The sequence below is a fragment of the Acaryochloris sp. 'Moss Beach' genome (assembly GCF_021497025.1).
In the GTDB taxonomy this organism is placed as follows: Bacteria; Cyanobacteriota; Cyanobacteriia; order Thermosynechococcales; family Thermosynechococcaceae; genus Acaryochloris; species Acaryochloris marina_A.
In genome coordinates, this window is record NZ_CP071717.1 from 145,783 (window position 1) to 162,350 (window position 16,568).

At 48.4% G+C, this 16,568-nt stretch carries 12 protein-coding genes, 14 tRNA genes and 2 pseudogenes; 5 read left to right on the forward strand and 23 right to left on the reverse strand.

What is annotated here, in order from left to right:
* Positions 1 to 92: 92 nt before the first annotated feature.
* The 18 genes from HRE53_RS00700 to HRE53_RS00785 all read right to left on the reverse strand — a co-directional run bounded on the left by HRE53_RS00700 (position 93) and on the right by HRE53_RS00785 (position 5,095).
* Positions 93 to 1,394 carry an RNA ligase family protein gene (locus HRE53_RS00700; protein WP_235108710.1) on the reverse strand — a complete coding sequence of 434 codons (1,302 nt, stop codon included), beginning with the start codon at positions 1,392 to 1,394 and terminating at the stop codon, positions 93 to 95.
* A 363-nt stretch (positions 1,395 to 1,757) separates the two neighbouring features.
* A tRNA-Pro gene (locus tag HRE53_RS00705) sits at positions 1,758 to 1,831 on the reverse strand.
* 5 nt (positions 1,832 to 1,836) lie between these two features.
* A tRNA-Leu gene (locus tag HRE53_RS00710) sits at positions 1,837 to 1,914 on the reverse strand.
* A 4-nt stretch (positions 1,915 to 1,918) separates the two neighbouring features.
* Positions 1,919 to 1,992: transfer RNA gene (locus HRE53_RS00715), tRNA-Leu, on the reverse strand.
* Positions 1,993 to 2,044: 52 nt separating this feature from the next.
* Positions 2,045 to 2,118: transfer RNA gene (locus HRE53_RS00720), tRNA-Leu, on the reverse strand.
* Between the two features lie 66 nt (positions 2,119 to 2,184).
* Positions 2,185 to 2,258: transfer RNA gene (locus HRE53_RS00725), tRNA-Leu, on the reverse strand.
* Between the two features lie 56 nt (positions 2,259 to 2,314).
* Positions 2,315 to 2,386, reverse strand: a tRNA-Gln gene (locus HRE53_RS00730).
* A gap of 11 nt (positions 2,387 to 2,397) precedes the next feature.
* Positions 2,398 to 2,469 (reverse strand) — tRNA-Gln (locus HRE53_RS00735).
* Between the two features lie 6 nt (positions 2,470 to 2,475).
* Positions 2,476 to 2,551 (reverse strand) — tRNA-Asn (locus tag HRE53_RS00740).
* A gap of 155 nt (positions 2,552 to 2,706) precedes the next feature.
* Positions 2,707 to 2,780: transfer RNA gene (locus HRE53_RS00745), tRNA-Arg, on the reverse strand.
* Between the two features lie 4 nt (positions 2,781 to 2,784).
* Positions 2,785 to 2,870 (reverse strand) — tRNA-Ser (locus HRE53_RS00750).
* Between the two features lie 53 nt (positions 2,871 to 2,923).
* Positions 2,924 to 3,030 (reverse strand) — tRNA-Tyr (locus tag HRE53_RS00755).
* A 143-nt stretch (positions 3,031 to 3,173) separates the two neighbouring features.
* Positions 3,174 to 3,244 (reverse strand) — tRNA-Trp (locus HRE53_RS00760).
* Between the two features lie 6 nt (positions 3,245 to 3,250).
* Positions 3,251 to 3,351, reverse strand: a tRNA-Cys gene (locus HRE53_RS00765).
* Between the two features lie 85 nt (positions 3,352 to 3,436).
* A tRNA-Asp gene (locus HRE53_RS00770) sits at positions 3,437 to 3,511 on the reverse strand.
* Positions 3,512 to 3,712: 201 nt separating this feature from the next.
* Positions 3,713 to 4,204: an alr0857 family protein gene (locus HRE53_RS00775; protein ID WP_235111305.1), complete on the reverse strand. Its 492-nt coding sequence runs from the start codon at positions 4,202 to 4,204 to the stop codon at positions 3,713 to 3,715.
* On the reverse strand, positions 4,161 to 4,679 hold the full coding sequence (locus HRE53_RS00780) for an HNH endonuclease (RefSeq protein WP_235108711.1): 519 nt from the start codon (positions 4,677 to 4,679) through the stop codon (positions 4,161 to 4,163). Before HRE53_RS00780 ends, HRE53_RS00775 begins: the two co-directional genes overlap by 44 nt.
* 77 nt (positions 4,680 to 4,756) lie before the next feature.
* Positions 4,757 to 5,095, reverse strand: a complete 339-nt coding sequence (locus tag HRE53_RS00785; protein WP_235108712.1) for a hypothetical protein — start codon at positions 5,093 to 5,095, stop codon at positions 4,757 to 4,759.
* Between the two features lie 87 nt (positions 5,096 to 5,182).
* Here HRE53_RS00785 and HRE53_RS00790 point away from each other — a divergent pair, with 87 nt between their 5' ends.
* The 4 genes from HRE53_RS00790 to priA all read left to right on the forward strand — a co-directional run bounded on the left by HRE53_RS00790 (position 5,183) and on the right by priA (position 11,232).
* Complete coding sequence (locus HRE53_RS00790; protein WP_235108713.1) at positions 5,183 to 6,745, forward strand: ATP-binding protein; 1,563 nt, start codon at positions 5,183 to 5,185, stop codon at positions 6,743 to 6,745.
* Between the two features lie 225 nt (positions 6,746 to 6,970).
* Positions 6,971 to 7,399 carry a response regulator gene (locus tag HRE53_RS00795; RefSeq protein WP_212661766.1) on the forward strand — a complete coding sequence of 143 codons (429 nt, stop codon included), beginning with the start codon at positions 6,971 to 6,973 and terminating at the stop codon, positions 7,397 to 7,399.
* 50 nt (positions 7,400 to 7,449) lie between these two features.
* On the forward strand, positions 7,450 to 8,721 hold the full coding sequence (locus tag HRE53_RS00800; RefSeq protein ID WP_212661767.1) for a response regulator: 1,272 nt from the start codon (positions 7,450 to 7,452) through the stop codon (positions 8,719 to 8,721).
* Between the two features lie 18 nt (positions 8,722 to 8,739).
* On the forward strand, positions 8,740 to 11,232 hold the full coding sequence (gene priA, locus HRE53_RS00805) for a primosomal protein N' (protein WP_235108714.1): 2,493 nt from the start codon (positions 8,740 to 8,742) through the stop codon (positions 11,230 to 11,232).
* Positions 11,233 to 11,312: 80 nt separating this feature from the next.
* Here the strand turns inward: priA and HRE53_RS00810 are convergent, their stop codons facing one another.
* On the reverse strand, positions 11,313 to 12,104 hold the full coding sequence (locus HRE53_RS00810) for a WecB/TagA/CpsF family glycosyltransferase (RefSeq protein ID WP_315876529.1): 792 nt from the start codon (positions 12,102 to 12,104) through the stop codon (positions 11,313 to 11,315).
* A gap of 895 nt (positions 12,105 to 12,999) precedes the next feature.
* Positions 13,000 to 13,350: pseudogene (locus HRE53_RS00815) on the reverse strand (ISKra4 family transposase); the annotation flags it as partial.
* A 59-nt stretch (positions 13,351 to 13,409) separates the two neighbouring features.
* Here HRE53_RS00815 and HRE53_RS00820 point away from each other — a divergent pair.
* Positions 13,410 to 14,649: pseudogene (locus tag HRE53_RS00820) on the forward strand (IS256 family transposase).
* Positions 14,650 to 14,654: 5 nt separating this feature from the next.
* Here the strand turns inward: HRE53_RS00820 and HRE53_RS00825 are convergent.
* From HRE53_RS00825 to HRE53_RS00835, 3 genes are all read right to left on the reverse strand, one after another.
* The gene (locus tag HRE53_RS00825) at positions 14,655 to 15,386 is read right to left on the reverse strand and encodes a hypothetical protein (RefSeq protein ID WP_235108715.1); all 732 of its coding nucleotides are present in this window, start codon (positions 15,384 to 15,386) and stop codon (positions 14,655 to 14,657) included.
* Between the two features lie 51 nt (positions 15,387 to 15,437).
* Complete coding sequence (locus tag HRE53_RS00830) at positions 15,438 to 15,617, reverse strand: hypothetical protein (protein WP_235108716.1); 180 nt, start codon at positions 15,615 to 15,617, stop codon at positions 15,438 to 15,440.
* A gap of 417 nt (positions 15,618 to 16,034) precedes the next feature.
* A complete protein-coding gene (locus tag HRE53_RS00835; protein ID WP_235108717.1) occupies positions 16,035 to 16,541 on the reverse strand; it encodes a DUF1643 domain-containing protein in 507 nt (168 codons plus the stop codon).
* Positions 16,542 to 16,568 lie beyond the last annotated feature (27 nt).

The following is a 16,568-nucleotide window of genomic DNA, read 5'->3' on the forward strand; positions in this document are numbered from 1 at the left end:
TCGCAAGCAATCATGAGCTGGCTTTCACCCGGAAATTGAGGTTGGGAGGTGGCCAATGATCAACTCCCATAGGAGCGATAGTGACCACCTGCCTACTGAGCAATGTCAGAGAAAGACAGGATGCGATCGCGAAACCAAGACTTCCCAGCATTAGTAACCGCTTTATTGACATCCTTCCAAGCCAGCTGTGCTGTTTCTAATTCAGCTTTGCTTTCTTTTTGGACATCCTGAGCCAGCCACTTCAAGAATCCACCCAACTGCTTCATATCCAATGGCCCCTGGCAACTCTCGGTTAACCCTTGCTCCAAGCGAGCGGGAGTCACCATCAACGCCACAAATTCATCAATACTCTTAACGAATTCAGGGTCTAGTTGCACCGGTTGTTTAGTTTTGACCACCTGATGTTTTTCGCCTTTGGCCTTAAACATCAGCTCAGGATAGGTCAGTCGATCCACCCGGGTTTGGCTTTGAGGATAGAGAACCAGTCCTTCCCCCAATCCTTCAATTCCGAAGGTCGCTTTAACCCAAGGGTCAATTTGCTCAACTTCAGACACAAACTGGTTGATAGAATTGGCGGCTGATTCCAATTGGTCTCGGTTGCCAAAATCCAAGGTCAATGGCTCACCCAAAAAAGGTAAGACAAAAATATCTGGATGGGATGGTAAAAGCTGGGAAATCGGAGCTGGATTAACCTCCAACTTAGCAACTTCATTTTCTACTCCGCCATACTGGATTGCAAACACCGTAAAGATTCTGCGATCAATTTGGGAAATAGAAGTCCGCTTTTGAATTCCCTGACCACACCATTCTCCGAAGATCGTGATGTGCTCGTGATCTGCCAACGCAGTGAAGTAATCCATATGTTGACTGACCCAGTGGGCAAATCCCATATTGTCATCGTCTGGTGTGATGATCTGGGAACGACTTTGAGCAGCCACTCGACCATCCGTGAAGATTTGCACCCCGGCATTGGTTCCATCCAGCTTGATTTTTGCTCGATAGGTCACCACCGGAGTGGCTTCCAACACTATTAAGCTGCGTCGAACATTATGCAGGAGTTCCACACTCGGCCATCGCTGCATTTGCACCGACTGGACAACGGACTGTTGGCAATAGGTCTTGGATACATCTTGACCCATTGGTAATTCAGTTTTACCCAGTGCCATTCCATAAGAGACGATGCCTCGCAATTTAGTTGCTTTGATTTTGGTGCCGTCTTTGAGAACGGAATTTACCTGGGCAACCAAAACTAGATCACCGACCTCATAGGTTCGTTCCAAATTTGCAATTACCTGAGTAGGAGGAGATCCAGGAGATTGCATCGTATACACTTTGAGTGAGTCAGCATTCGGATGCTTCTCGACGTTTTTTACCTCCATTACAATCACAGTCATCACGTCACTCCTCAATTGGCTGACTAATATCAACGAAATCAATGCCAGATATTCTGGCTTTTTCACCCCAAATTGGATGATGGGCTGTGTAGGCTTCGTTCGCGAAGCGTCTCCGATAGGAGAAACCTACGCGCTTCTGCGTAAGAGGCGGCTGCTCTGCCAGCTGAGCTAACAACCCTGGTGGGCCGCCTAGGGGATATACGCGAAGCGGCTCCGAAGGAGCTACCTAGATCTATCCGCTTAAAAGGCGGCTGCATATTCGCTCTGCCAACGGCTCATTAGTCTTTTGAGCTATATCAGCTTCATAGTTCCCTAGCAGATCGATGGAGAGGAAGGCCCCTCCACGATCTATTAGGGGCTTAGTCCGGGTGGCAGGATTTGAACCTGCGACATCCTGGTCCCAAACCAGGCGCGCTACCAAACTGCGCTACACCCGGATATCTGGTACTCCCGACAGGAGTTGAACCTGCAAAAACTCTGTCTCTCAAACAGAGGCGTTTACCAATTTCGCCACGGGAGCACAATACTCCTGGTGGGAGTCGAACCCACAACCTCTGGTTTCTAAAACCAGCGCCTCTTCCGGTTGGGCTACAGGAGTATAAAAGGAATTTAGAGTTAGAAATTCAAAGATGAGTTCTTTAAATTTCTAGTACTCCTGGTGGGAATCGAACCCACAACCTCTAGTTTTTGAGACCAGCGCCTCTTCCAATTGGGCTACAGGAGTAAATTGAGAAATCAGGCAGGCCTGACAGGTTAACGGAAACAAGGGGTGAACTCACCCTATTCCCGATACTCCTGGTGGGAGTCGAACCCACAACAAACTGTGTTTAAGACAGTTGCGTCTGCCAATTGCGCCACAGGAGTAGTAAAAGGAGGCGTGAATAGACCCAGGCGATAGGTTTTGTTTCAACGGCCTCCAACTGTCCCACCAGGATTCGAACCTAGAATTTCGCTGTCAAAGAGCGAAGTGTTGCCAGTTACACCACAGGACAATAAAAGATAGATGCCGAGGTAGGATTCGCACCTACACCCTCCTGATTCAGAGTCAGGCGACTTGCGATTCGTCCACTCGGCAAAGAATTGGCTGCCCCGGCAGGGATTGAACCTGCGACCGTTCGCTTAACAGGCGACCGCTACTACCACTGAGCTACAGGGCAACGACAGCTCCCCAGGTCGGTTTTGGTCGCGAAGCATCTCCGAATGAGAAACTGGCGACCTCCTGCACTAAGCCCTTCGGGTAGGCTGCGCCAACACACAGGCGCTACTACCTCTGAGCTACCGGGGGACAAAACAACCGATGGGTTGTCTAAAGCGAGAACGGAAGGACTTGAACCCTCAATCTTCAAGTTCGTAGCCTGAGATGTTATCCAGTTACACCACGTTCTCAAAACGGAGAGGACAGGATTCGAACCTGCAACGGTCTTAAACCGTACTCCCTTAGCAGGGGAGCGCTTTTCCCCACTCAGCCACCTCTCCAAAAGCTATTGCTGAGTGATAAGTACTACAAGCTGCCAACTTGTAATACAAACTGGTAGGTCGGGCAGGAATTGTAGACGGAGGCTTCCCGCAGGGTACCTGCAACACAATAAGCGGCTGCTTTACAGGCAGTTGCCCACACCAGTAGGCGAGCCGACCTATGTTTGGGAGTGGCGACGGGATTTGTAGGCGCACAGCGACTTCTCGGAGAGTAGCCGCAATCACTTGGGTGAAAACCAAGCCGCTTGAGCCATTTGCGTACACCACTTTATTAACTGCCTGAACTCAAGTGAATTCAGGCAACACGGAGACTAGGATTTGAACCCAGAACATCAGCTTTGGAGACTGAGGTGTTGCCATTACACCATCCCCGCAAGAGTTGGAGTCCAGGATGGGATTCGTTCGCGAAGCGTCTCCGATAGGAGATACCCACGATATCGATTTTGCAGACCGACGCCTTCAACCACTTGGCGACCTGGACAGGTAAAGAAGTCTCGACGGGAGTTGCACCCGCTTCTCCTTGGCTGAGAACCAAAGCGACTTATCTAATCGTCCACGAGACTATACGGGGGAGACGGGATTTGAACCCGCGACCTTTCGCTCGACAGGCGACTGCTCTAGACCAACTGAGCTACACCCCCAAATGTGGAAAATATTCAGTTTTCAAGGTTCAGAAGTTGATGGGCTGTAATAGCTCGTTTCAACTGCATTACATTTATACTACAAATATACTACAGAAATGTCAAGGGCATACTACAAATTTTTTTCACTTTCTTTTGAGCAATTAAGTTTGAGAGAGAGCAAACCCATAGAATGAGTCAAAATACTCTCTCTCAAGGGTCTTAATCCACAACTACCGTTGTTAGGGCTTGATCAGCAGCCTGCCAAAGACGACGAAGAATTAACTCAGTCTCATAGTCATAAGCAGCTAAGAACATTCCCTCATGGGCTTGGGCCGTCTGGGCCATCCAGGTCCCAGAAAGGTTAACTTCGACGTATTCCGCATCCACACGAGCAATCTCTAGGGTTTTGTCATATTGGCGAAGTGCCGTTTCTAAAGCACCCAAACCAGGGGTCAACACTGGGAGTAGGAAAGAAGCCTGTCCCAGTTCAACATGGAGGGTTTGGCCTGTACGGACGGTGAGAACAACATGGTGAGAAACAACGGTTTCTAAAGAGTCACCTACATATTCCATATGCAGTCCCAAGTCGGTATAGATCAGTTTCAGCATGGTGGACTGTCTCCAAAAAATTCTGAGTAAAAGTCGGAGAACTGGGGCGGCCCAGCCTTTAATGCGTAGCGGTTTCTTGGCTTTTCCAAAACTGGTCGGCAAAGGCAACAGCCGGATGGATGGGGGCCTTGGGTTTGGTCTGCAAGGTCATCCCTGCCTGGGTTGGCGTTCGGTCGCTTTTTGAGGAATTACAAGGCTCACAGGCGGCGACGACGTTGTCCCAGGTATGCAATCCACCCTTAGACCGGGGAATGACGTGATCCAAGGTGAGTCGGCGATGGCTACCGCAATATTGGCAGCGATGCTGATCTCGTTTAAGGACCTCGCGGCGGTTGACGGGAGGGATTTTCCACATCCGCCCTGGGTTCCCCATCAGCAGGCGGATATGCTCCGATACCTGCAAGACCTGATTGGGCGATCGCACTTCCCATACCTGGGTATTGCCAAAATCGAGAGACTCAGCTTGACCCGTTATCAGAAGAACAATGGCGCGCTTGATATTGATCCGGGCCAGGGGCAAGTAGGCTTTAGAAAAGACGACCACGGAGTTTTGGAGAATAGGCTGGATAACGGTCATGGATCACTCCTCAATAAAAGAACCCCCGCTCTGGGTGTCAGAGCGGGGGTTCAGCAAAGTTTGGGTAAGGCTTGCTGTTATGTCGGTGCTGGGGCGCACCTACCGCTCTGGATGATTGGATCTTGATATAGTCCACCTAAAATGGTTTCCCAATTTCTGCCTTCCGGGAGACTGCAGACTATGTTTGTCAAAGCCTCAAAGCCAAATTGCATCGCTGCACCAGCAACGGAACGTTGCGAGGGGCGATGGAGGTTGGCTGAGGTAAGTCTGCGTTTCATTTGAAGGGTTCGATCCAAAGCGGATGAAATACTACGTTTGTAGTACCAAATCTCGCACAGGTTTTTGGCTTCGTCAAGGGTTTTGGCAAAATTTTCTATTTTGGGTGGAGAGAAGGAAGCCTTGACCTTGAGATTCACGCTAGTATCGATGCGGATTGCCTTTTGTATCGGATCTAGAAAAAGCTAGATGCTATAAGGCATTGACCTACTCAAAAAATGCAAGTGATGATTCTTGAGCCTTTGGTGACTCAACCAGATACTTCTATCGCAGATGCGGTGGCAATTTTATATCAAGCGGAAGCCAACTACTTAGTGGTGGTTGATGAACAAGTTCCTGTGGGTGTGGTTTGCGATCGCACCCTAGTTACCGCCCTAGCCACTGAACTTGACTTGTCTGCAACTGCAGTCCAATCCGTAATGGCCCCACTGCCCACCTTGCCTTTAGACCAAGCCGACGACTTAGCAGTAGTCACTCAAGTCATGCAAACTGAGGGCAGTTCTTACATTGCCCTCGTGGATCAAGCGTCCCATCTCCAAGGGCTCGTCTCATCAGACACCCTCATCCAACAAACCTCATCGCCCCCTCTCTCCGATGATGTCGCCACCCTGCAACAGCGAATCAAGGAATTAGAAAATCAGGTCAGCGATCGCCAATTATTAGAAGCCAAGCTACGCAGCTCAGAAGGCAAAATTCGGGCTGTGTTTGAGGCTATGAAAGACTTAGTGTTTGTCTGTGATGTTGATGAGGGAGAAATTAGCAATATCGAAGTTGCTCCCACCAGCTCCAGTGAAGGCAGTGAACCAGATGCCGAGCTGATCAGTTACACCATTAATGAGCTATGGCAAGACCCTGAACAACAATGGTCCCACATTATTCAGGAAGCTATTAAAACCCAGCAGACCGTCAACTTTGATTATCAATTGATGATTGATGAAGAACCCGTCTGGTTTACCGCGAGTGTCTCCCCCCTTCTAGATAGCTCAGTTGTCTGGGTGGCTCGTAATGTCACCGAACAAAAAGACTCCGTCGTCTGGGTCGCCCGCAATATCACCGAGCGGAAGCACTTCGAACATGAACTTCAACAGCTAAATGAAGAGCTAGAACGATCCAATAGAGAGCTAGAACAGTTTGCCTACGTGGCCTCCCATGATTTACAGGAACCCCTCCGCATGGTGACTAGTTTTACCCAGTTATTGGGACAAAACTATGCGGGACAGCTCGATGAGCAGGCCGACCAAATTATTGGCTTTGCGGTGGACGGAGCGACTCGTATGCAGCAGCTCATCCAAGATTTACTCAGCTATTCTCGGGTCGGTACCCAGGCCAAAATCTTGGAAACGGTAGATTGCAATCAAATTGTGGAAAGTGCGATCGCAAATCTGCAGCTCTCTATCCAAGAAAGTGGGGCAACCCTAGACTGTTCCCCTTTGCCCACACTGCAAACCAATCCCCGCCAACTCACTCAACTCTTCCAAAATTTAATCGGCAATGCTCTGAAATATCGAGGAGAACGAGTCCCCGCCATTGAAATCAACTACCAACAACAGGGAAAAAACTATCTTTTTTGGGTGAAAGACAATGGGATTGGGATTGAGTCTAAACATGCTGATCGGGTGTTTATGGTCTTTCAGCGCTTACATACTCGCCAAGAATATTCCGGTACGGGCATTGGCTTAGCAATTTGCAAAAAAATAATTGATCAGCAAGGTGGCAAAATCTGGGTAGAGTCAGAAGTCGATCAAGGCTCAACATTTTTCTTCACATTGCCTATTGAATCTGCCAGTTGAAGGGCAGTATTCTAGGAGGCAGACGAATATTAACCTAGGGCTTGTGTGAAGATTAATACTCCGGCAAGCTGTAGTGACTGTTGAGGTAAAAAATTCTTTTTTTTAGGTAAAGCGACTGACAAAAGTAGGATTTTGTTTGCCAACTGTGCAAATTTCAGTGGGAATTGTGCAACCTAGATACAACTCAAAAGGCAATCGTCTATCAATTTTTGAACCGTTGTTTCGATGGAAACGAATCCCATTGACATTCTCCTCGTAGAAGATAACCCCGGCGATGTATTTTTAATCACTCGGATGTTGGAAGCAAGCTCCCTGCAATACACGTTGCATCGGGTTGACAATGGCAAATCTGCTACGGATTTCCTGCGAAATCTGCGTTCCTATGAGCAGGCTCCTTTCCCTCAATTGATTTTGCTTGATTTAAACCTACCGATTATGAACGGAAAAGAGGTCTTGGCAGACATTAAAACTGACCAGAAATTAAAACACATCCCTGTTATAGTGCTTTCTACCTCCAATGCCCCTGAGGATATTGAAGAAAGCTATCGGCTCAATGCAGATTATTATGTCACTAAGCCTAGTAGTTTTCATGAATTCGCTGGAAAAGCGCAGGATATTCAAGATTTTTGGTTGCAATGGCAAGGACGTAATTAATAAACCTATTCACCACTCATAAAGGAATGTCTACCTCCTCTTAGGAAATAATGGCCAAGTCACTCAAATCGAAGCGATCTAAACCCGAACAAGAGGGAAAACTTTCCTCCACATCTTCACCCCAGGAAGATGGGACTATCCGCGTGTTGCTGGTTGAGGATAATCCTGGGGATGCCTTTTTGATTCAGGGCATGTTGGGGGTCAAGCGGAGCGAAGATGCACTTCAATATGAAATCACCCATGTCGATAAGCTTGAGGATGCCTTGCAAACTCTGACCCAAAAAGAATTTGGCGTTGTTTTGCTGGATTTGTCCTTGCCGGACAGTCATGGGTTAACCACCTTAGAGAAAGTAGTGGCCCAAAGTCCCATTGTCCCGATTGTGGTGTTCACGGGTTTAGATGACGAGACGGTGGCCATGCAAGCCGTTCAACAAGGTGCCCAAGATTTCTTAGTGAAAGGTCAAGTGACCCCAGGCTCCTTAATTCATGCCATTCGATATTCTATTGAACGCCAACAAAATGAGCTGGCTCTCAAGCAAAAAACCATTGAATTAGAACGTGTCAATAAAGAACTTCGTAAACGGTCTTTAGAGCTAGAAGCGGCCAACACTGAACTCGAAGCCTTTAACTATACTGTCTCCCATGATCTGCGCAATCCTTTAACTGGGATTAAAACAGGCTGCGCCTTGCTGACAGCCTATATGGGGGATGAAGACCCCAGACTCCAAAAATATCTGGGCACAATACAAGACTATACGCGGCACATGGCCACCTTACTAGAAGGGCTCCTACAGCTATCGAATATAGGCCGTAACCCGATCCAGGCCCAGGTGGTTAACTTAAGCTCTACCGTACAAACTATTGCTAGACAGCTCCTGCAGCAAGAACCCAAACGAAATGTCAAATTCGTCATTGAACCCCAAGTTAGTGTAGAGGGGGATACCCATCTGCTCTGGGTTGCCCTCGAAAATGTATTGGGAAATGCCTGGAAATATACTGGGGCACTAGATCACGCCCAAATAGAGTTCGGCAAAACCACCCTCAACCATGTGAGTCGGGAACCTCTAAATGCGGCAGAGACCATTGCCCCCAACCAGCCCATTTATTTTGTCCGGGACAATGGGGCTGGGTTTGATCTGAACCAAGCCGATCGGATCTTTTTGCCCTTCCAACGACTCACCAATTCTGAAGACTTTTCGGGTAGCGGGATTGGCCTCTCGACGGTGCAACGCATCATCCACTGCCATGGTGGGCAAATTTGGTTCGATGCAGTGGTAAATCAAGGTGCTACATTTTATTGGACCCTGGCCCACAAACAATAAGCTCCAGGGTGCGCCCATATGTCGACACCCCAAACCTCTCCCCTCCCAAACCTCTCTTCTACAGCTGCCCCCTTTGTGGAAGTCCTCGTGGACTGTCCTGGCGCTGACAAGCTCTTTACCTATCGCATTCCCTCCGATCTGAGTATTCAGCCCGGAGATATTCTCAGCGTTCCCTTTGGCGCTCAGCAAGTCGGAGCCATTGCCATTCGGTTTCGGGCAGATCTCCCGCCAGAGTTAGCCACCACTCGGATTCTGAACGTGGTGGATGTGGCTTGCCGCACGTTATTCCCCCCCGGCTATTGGCAAATTTTAGAAAAAGTTGCGGCCTACTATCACACCTCTTTGATGGCGGTGATTCGCGTGGCCTTACCACCGGGATTGTTGCAGCGATCGCAACGCCGTATCCGCTTAAACGCTGCCCTTCCCCCCCAAGACATCAACGGTTTAGGAACCGCTGCCCAAGGCATTCTAGCGCTGCTACAGCAAAGTCCAAACCAAGACTATACCTGGCAATACCTCCGTCGTCAGATTAAAAAAGCCCAGGTTGGCTTAAGGGAGCTTCAACAGCAAGGACTCGTAGAAAGCTACCTACAAACCCAAACGCCAACCAAACCCAGGCAGCAGCAGGCCGTTACCCTCACCGACCCCAGTGCGCCGGACCTGACCCTGCGCCAACAGGAAATTCTGACCCTCCTCAAGCATGAGGGTGGAGAATTATGGGCCCAAGATCTCCTAAGACTGGCCCATACAAGCAGCAGCACCTTGAAGAAATTAGCCAGTAAAGGCTGTATCACCCTGCATCAACAAGAGCGACTCCGATTAGAAACCTCCCCCATACAGCCCGATCAACCTCGCACCCTAACCCCTGACCAAGCTGGAGTCCTAGCTCAAATCCACCAGCTCCAGGATTACGCTGAAGTCCTACTCCATGGCGTTACTGGTTCCGGCAAAACAGAAGTCTACTTGCAGGCCATCACTCCTGTTTTGGCTCGCCAACAGTCGGTGATCGTCCTGGTGCCGGAAATTGGTCTCACCCCCCAACTGACGGATCGATTCCGGTCTCGATTTGGCGATCGCATTCGGGTCTACCACAGTGCCCTCTCCGATGGGGAACGGTATGACACCTGGCGACAGTTTCTCACCAGCACGCCTCAAGTAGTGATTGGGACCCGGTCCGCCATCTTCGCCCCCATCGCCAATATTGGCCTAGTGATCCTAGATGAAGAGCATGATACGGGCTATAAGCAAGATCAACCAGCCCCTTGCTACCATGCTCGTACTGTCGCTCGATGGCGGGCTCAACAGGCAGACTGTCCCCTGATCCTTGGCTCTGCAACCCCTTGCTTGGAAAGTTGGTCCCAAACGCCCCCCGCCAACGCCCAGCCATCTCAGGCCAGCATCCATTATCTCCGGCTTCCTCAGCGAGTCAATGCTCGCCCTATGCCTCCCATTGAAATCGTGGATATGCGTCTGGAACTAGCGGATCGGAACCATTCCATCTTTAGTCGACTCCTGCAAAAACGCTTACATAACCTGCAACAAAAGCAACAGCAGGGGCTCCTATTTATGCCCCGTCGAGGCCATAGTACATTTGTCTCCTGCCGCAGCTGTGGTTATGTCTCCGAATGTCCCCACTGCAGCGTTTCTTTGACTTATCACCATAGCCCCGATTCCCGCCAAACCTTGTTGCGGTGTCATTACTGCAATTATACTCAGCCTCAACCTGAAGCTTGTCCAGTCTGCCAGTCGTCTTATTTTCGTTTTTTTGGCAGCGGTACTCAGCGGGTCATGCAGGAATTAGCCAAAACCTTTCCTGATTTACGGGTGATTCGCTTTGATAGTGACACCACTCGCCGCAAAGGGTCCCATCGTCAGCTTCTCAATCAGTTTGCTCGCGGGGAGGCAGACCTGATGGTGGGCACCCAAATGCTAACCAAAGGGATTGATCTACCTCAAGTTCAACTCATTGGTGTTTTAGCTGCAGATAGTTTGCTCAATATTCCCGATTTTCGAGCCAGTGAACGCACCTTTCAAACCTTATTGCAAGTGGCCGGACGGGCAGGCCGAGGGGAACATCCAGGGCAAGTTCTTCTCCAAACCTATGCCCCTGAACATCCCGTGATCCAAGCCGTTCAAAAATATGAAATGGATACCTTCCTTATCGCTGAACTCAAACAGCGCCGGGAAGCCAATTATCCGCCGTTCCATCAGTTAATCCTCTTACGCATTAGTGGTTTGAATGAAACGATAGTTGAGAAGACAGCCCTCGAGATTGCCGATTACCTGCATGCTTATATCCATACTCATCAATATCAGGGCAGCATTCTGGGTCCAGCACCTGCCAATATTTTGAAGGTGGCTCGACGCTATTATTGGCACGTCTTAATCAAACGCCCCCAAACGGAAATAGGGCAGACTGAACTCTGGCCATTTCCCAGACAAGGGTGCCAACAAAAATGCCCGCAAAATATTCGCCTACAAGTAGATGTTGATCCCCTCAAACTCTTGTAATGATGACTCTCCAACACAAAAGCGCACCCCAAAGATGCGCTTTTGTGTTGAGATAAGCCCTAAAACTGATGAGACAGTGTTTAGAGATTAAAAGCGTTAAGCAGTCTCTTCGGTGCCAAGTGATGGGCCACTAACTGCATACTGGCGAAAAAGATAAAAGGTGGAATCGTTTGGGTATAGCGACCCAAGAGGCGCTTAGGCTCTTGGAGTAGGCGATACAGCCACTCAAGTCCTGCTTGTCTTACCCAGCGAGGAGCCCACTTCTTCAAGCCAGCATAGACTGGAAAAGCGCCGCCGAGGCCAATCATTACCGCTTGAACACGACCCTGATGTTCGGCCATCCACTTTTCTTGCTTGGGGCAACCTAGAGACAAAAAGACAATGCCAGCGCCAGATTCATGGATTTCTTCCATTAACTCCTCATCCTCAGCCGCGGTCAGCGGACGGAAGGGTAAAGGCTTCATAGCCGCAATTTCTAGATTGGGATATTCCTTCTCTAAGCGAGCGCGCATCCGATCCAAGATGGACTTTTGAGACCCGAGGAAAAATACTTTAACCTTCTCTTCTGAAGCTTTTTGGCAAAGGTTTTGGAGGATGTCCATACCAGCGACGCGATCTTGTCCTTTACGCCCCAGCAATCTCATCATCCAAACCAAAGGCATCCCATCAGGGGTTACCATGTCCGCATTTTGTAGCACCTGAGAAAACTGCCCGTGCCAATAGGCTTCCATTAACATGTGGACATTAGCAACACAGACTGCTTTGCTTTCTCCGCCATGAGCCCACTGCATGATAGTGCGCGTTGTTTTATCCAATCGAAGAGCAGTGATAGAAGAGTTCAGAACTTGCTGCTCTGGCAATGACTTGTTCATGTTGGCCGCGCTGGTTGGTTTTAATAAGACCTTGGGTTGAGGCAAAGACATGAGGACTTTATCTGCAGTGAAGTTTGGGCTGACGTTGGTTGGCTTTGGCAAAGTCGTTTTCATGGCGGTCACGCAATTCACTCAGGGCAGGCTGGACTTGGATAAATAAAGAAGATGTGGGTGCAGAATGTCTGCCATCTTACTTAAGAGGGGAAGTAAGAACTAATAAGCCGTACCCAGCAGATTTGATTCTTTTCCCGATGACCTTATACTCGGCCCTAATACCCTTGGGTGCAGTGATCGAGCGCACAAAAAAGCGTTGATCTATAGCCACTCTTTACCTCTCCAATAGAAGGGAGTTAATGGGAAAGCAGCTAGCCTTTCAAAAGCGGTTAGGAAGTTAGACAACTCTACAGATGGTTGTTCTTAGATAATTTCTTTAACGGTTCAATGCTTAATTAACGAGAAGATAGAAACAGTAATCTTCAAAATAAAGGTCGGTAAAACGGGATAAGAATCTCCACAATAAGCTTGATAAAACTACCAAAAATTCCTCGATTCTAGAACTAGAGATGGTAGCTCCTTCTCCATAAAGACTGAAAGCAATCTGATTGTATTTTTTTTCATCTTTATCTTTTCTGTATAAATAAAAACATCTTAAAAAAAAGCTATGAAATCTTATTTTATCTTTTCTCAAAGAAATAAACAAGGAAATCTTTAATGGAAGTAATGAGTTACTAACCATCATAATCAAGAGTTATATGACTCATAAATTCTATTTATATCGAATTTAGGACTCAAAACAACTTAATTCATGAAATCAGGTAGTTAAACATATTAGCCCCTTATTAAGCAGACAGGCTGATCTATCTGGGCGCTTTCGGCAGTCGTGGGAGACCTGAATTTACCTCGTTGGGACATGGGGGAATAAGGTATCAAAGCGTTGATTCACCCAATCCAATCTCAGGTGAAGGAGATGATTGAATCCATCCTCACTCCATCGCATCCCCACTCCCTTAAAGCGCTGTTGAATCAGCCACTTGCAAGCACTCTCAATCATGCCACTGCCAAGTGGACATTGGTCCTTCTCAAAATCCTGATAGCGGATATGTCGATGATGGGTTTGGAAATAAGTGTGCACCTGGATAAGTGTCTCTAAATCTTTGCCCTGCGGAATATCTGTAGTGACCAGGGCAGTCAAGGATTTAAGTACAGCGTGATGTTGCCCATGTCTGAGTAGAGACCGCCAGTTCTGAGACTGATCAGAGTTTTGTGTAAGCGGTCTAGAATCCAAACACACCAGGAGACCGCATCATGTCTAGAAAGAAACAAGTACCCAATCGAGTTGATGAGCTATTGGATGAACTCATTGGAGAGAATCCACAGCCAGAGGATATTCTGGGCGAATCAGGACTGCTCAAACAACTCAGCAAACGCCTAGTGGAACGAGCCTTGGCAGGTGAATTGACTCATCACCTGCATCAATCCTCCGTCGATGAGCGTTCTCATGGCCCTAGAAACAGTCGCAATGGTTACTCGAAAAAGACCGTCCAGACTGAACAAGGAGAGATGGACCTATCGATTCCTCGCGACCGTTGCAGTGAGTTTGAGCCTGTCCTCGTGCCCAAAGGCCAGCGACGTATCGCGGGACTCGACGAGAAAATCATCGCCTTATATGCTCGTGGCATGACCACTCGTGATATTCGAGTCTCAATTGGTGGAGCTGTATGGGGCCAATATCTCTGAGGGTCTGATTAGTGACGTCACCAATAGTGTCATGGAGGAGGTTAAAGACTGGCGCTCAAGACCATTGGATGAGGTGTATCCGATTGTCTATCTCGATGCCCTGTATGTGAACATCAAAGTCAATGGCCAAGTCAGCAAGCGAGCCGTCTATGTCGCGCTAGCGGTAACTGTGGAGGGAAACAAAGAGCTGTTGGGATTATGGATAGGGGCTGCCGAGCGGGAGGGAGCAAAATTCTGGCTTTCAGTGCTCACAGACCTTAAAAACCGAGGCGCTCAGGATATCTTGATTGCTTGCTGTGATGGTCTCAAAGGCTTTCCCCAGGCGATTGAATCGGTCTATCCCGATACTCAAGTTCAAGTTTGTATCGTTCATCTCATTCGCAATAGTTTGCGCCATGTGCCTTGGAAGGAAAGTCGAGCCGTAGCTGCAGACCTCAAGCCCATTTATCAAGCGGCCACTTTGGAGGAATCTGAGGCTGCCTTGGATGCGTTTGCCAACAAATGGGACCAGACGTATCCTGGCATCAGCCAAATCTGGATACGGCATTGGGATAATATTGCTCCGTTGTTTAAGTACCCAATGGCCATCCGAAAGGTTATCTACACCACTAATGCCATTGAGTCGCTCAATCGCTCACTGCGAAAGGTGATTAAGACCAAAGCTGTCTTCCCGAATGAAGAGTCTGTCTACAAATTGATGTTTCTGGCGATGAGGAATATCTCGAAGAGATGGACCAGACCGATTTTGAATTGGAAGGCGGCGCTGTCCCATTTTGCTATTCTGTTCCCAACACGATTCAACTATTGAATACGTTACGGCTTACACAAAAATCTAAACACTCTCCAGTTCTTGAACCAATTTTTAGCCTCAGGGGACCGACAATCGAATAAGGCTGCAGTCGCTCGCCACAGATGTCCAGCGGCATGATAGAAATCGAGAATACCCATCGCACAATGGGCAAAGCACTGACGGTAGACCCGCCAGAATCCCCGTCCGCCATCACTCAACCAAATGACTTGGGGAGCAGTGTCAATGGATTGTCGTTGAGCCTCCATCTGCATGAGAGGAATAAAGGTATCAATATCCCCCAAAACAGCTACTAATCGACGATGACATAATCGAGTCACTTGTTTTCCAGACCGGGTTAGATGCTGTCCTAAGCGAGCAAATAGACCGACCTTCACTTCCCGCCATCGAGTTTTACCTTTAGCGGTTTTAGGCTTCGGTCGAAAAGGCACCATCACCCCATCAGCAGCAATAGCAAGACGGAGCATGGCGGTCATCTCCTCCAAGGTGTCTGGTGACAGACATACTCCTCGGAGGAACTGCTCTAGTTGTTGTTTTAATCGGGATTGAGACTGTTGTCCATAATGCGCAACCCAAGACCACAAGGTACTCGCACTCACCGCTATTCCGGTACATTGATGCAGCATCCAACTCGATAGTTCATAGGGCATGACAATACTCATCAAGCATCCCAAACGTATCAGTTCTTCACTACTCGATTGATAAGGAGCAATACCCAACGCTTGATCTAAGGGCACACTGAGACTCACCTTACAGGTTTGATTGGGGCAACGCCCGACTCTTCGCTTTCAGGCGATCTGACCCACCAGCGTCTTCATCTGGCGAGACCGAAATCCTTTGGAGCGAATATGTCGTCCACAGACTGAACAATCTGGCCAAATCGTGGGAAATTGCGCACGAGTATTGAGTGCTTTCTCTAAGGTCAGGCGGGCAAACAGGAGTCCTAATTGCAGAGCAATGAGAACCATCGCAGACAGATTACTGGCTTGGTGCAATTGCTGGCAGTAGGATGACCAGTCTGCATGTTCTGGATATAGAGCCTCTAATTGGGGGTAAAGTCATGGTGCTTTTTTTGAATGGGGTCGGGATCATTATCTCGTCCCTTTTTTCTTGAAGAGTACCCCTCCTACATCCTTCAAAAGCGCCCGATCTATCTCTAATATTCAACACCAGCTGTATTTTTCACCCTGCCCATTCAAATTGCCCTATGGCATGCCCAAATCATTGATTTATGGCAACAATATGATGTTTCAATTCTTTCTCACTCTAGACGTAAACAACAATTCACTAATTCCCTGAAAGAGTTTTATAGCAGTGCTTTCAGCGTATAACAAAATCAAAATCTACCCTGTTATTCGCCATATAGTTCTGGGCAGGCAACAATCTTATCGATCTCCTTCAGCAGGCCATGGCACTAAAGGAGTGTCTTTTTTTAGATAGAGCGGATGGCGGGGACGCCCTGATTGTGTGACTCCAAAGCACTCCACCTTAGCTGAGGATGAATGCAATAGGGTACTAATGATGCGATCTCGCCCACAAAACCCACCCTGATTGCCCCAAGCGACGACCACCCGATCTTGATTCTGGCATTTGGCCCCTATCACCGCATCATTTTCTGGACCAATGGGATCCTGGGCTTTTTTCAAGTCATGAGGAGCCGTCGCTCGAAAGGCGAATAAATTGAGCATCAATAAGCCACCATATCCCTCACGTTGGGCAAAGCCAATACAGCGAGTAATGGTTGGATCGTTATGAGATTCATCAGCCGTACTGGGATTGAGACCCATGAGGATCAACAGAGGAGCATCATTCCACCGACGCCACAATTGATATCGCCAAGTCCGGCAAGGGGAAAAGGCTGCCCCTGAACACTCATTACCTAAGGTGAACATCTAGAACCCCAACGCTACAATCATGAT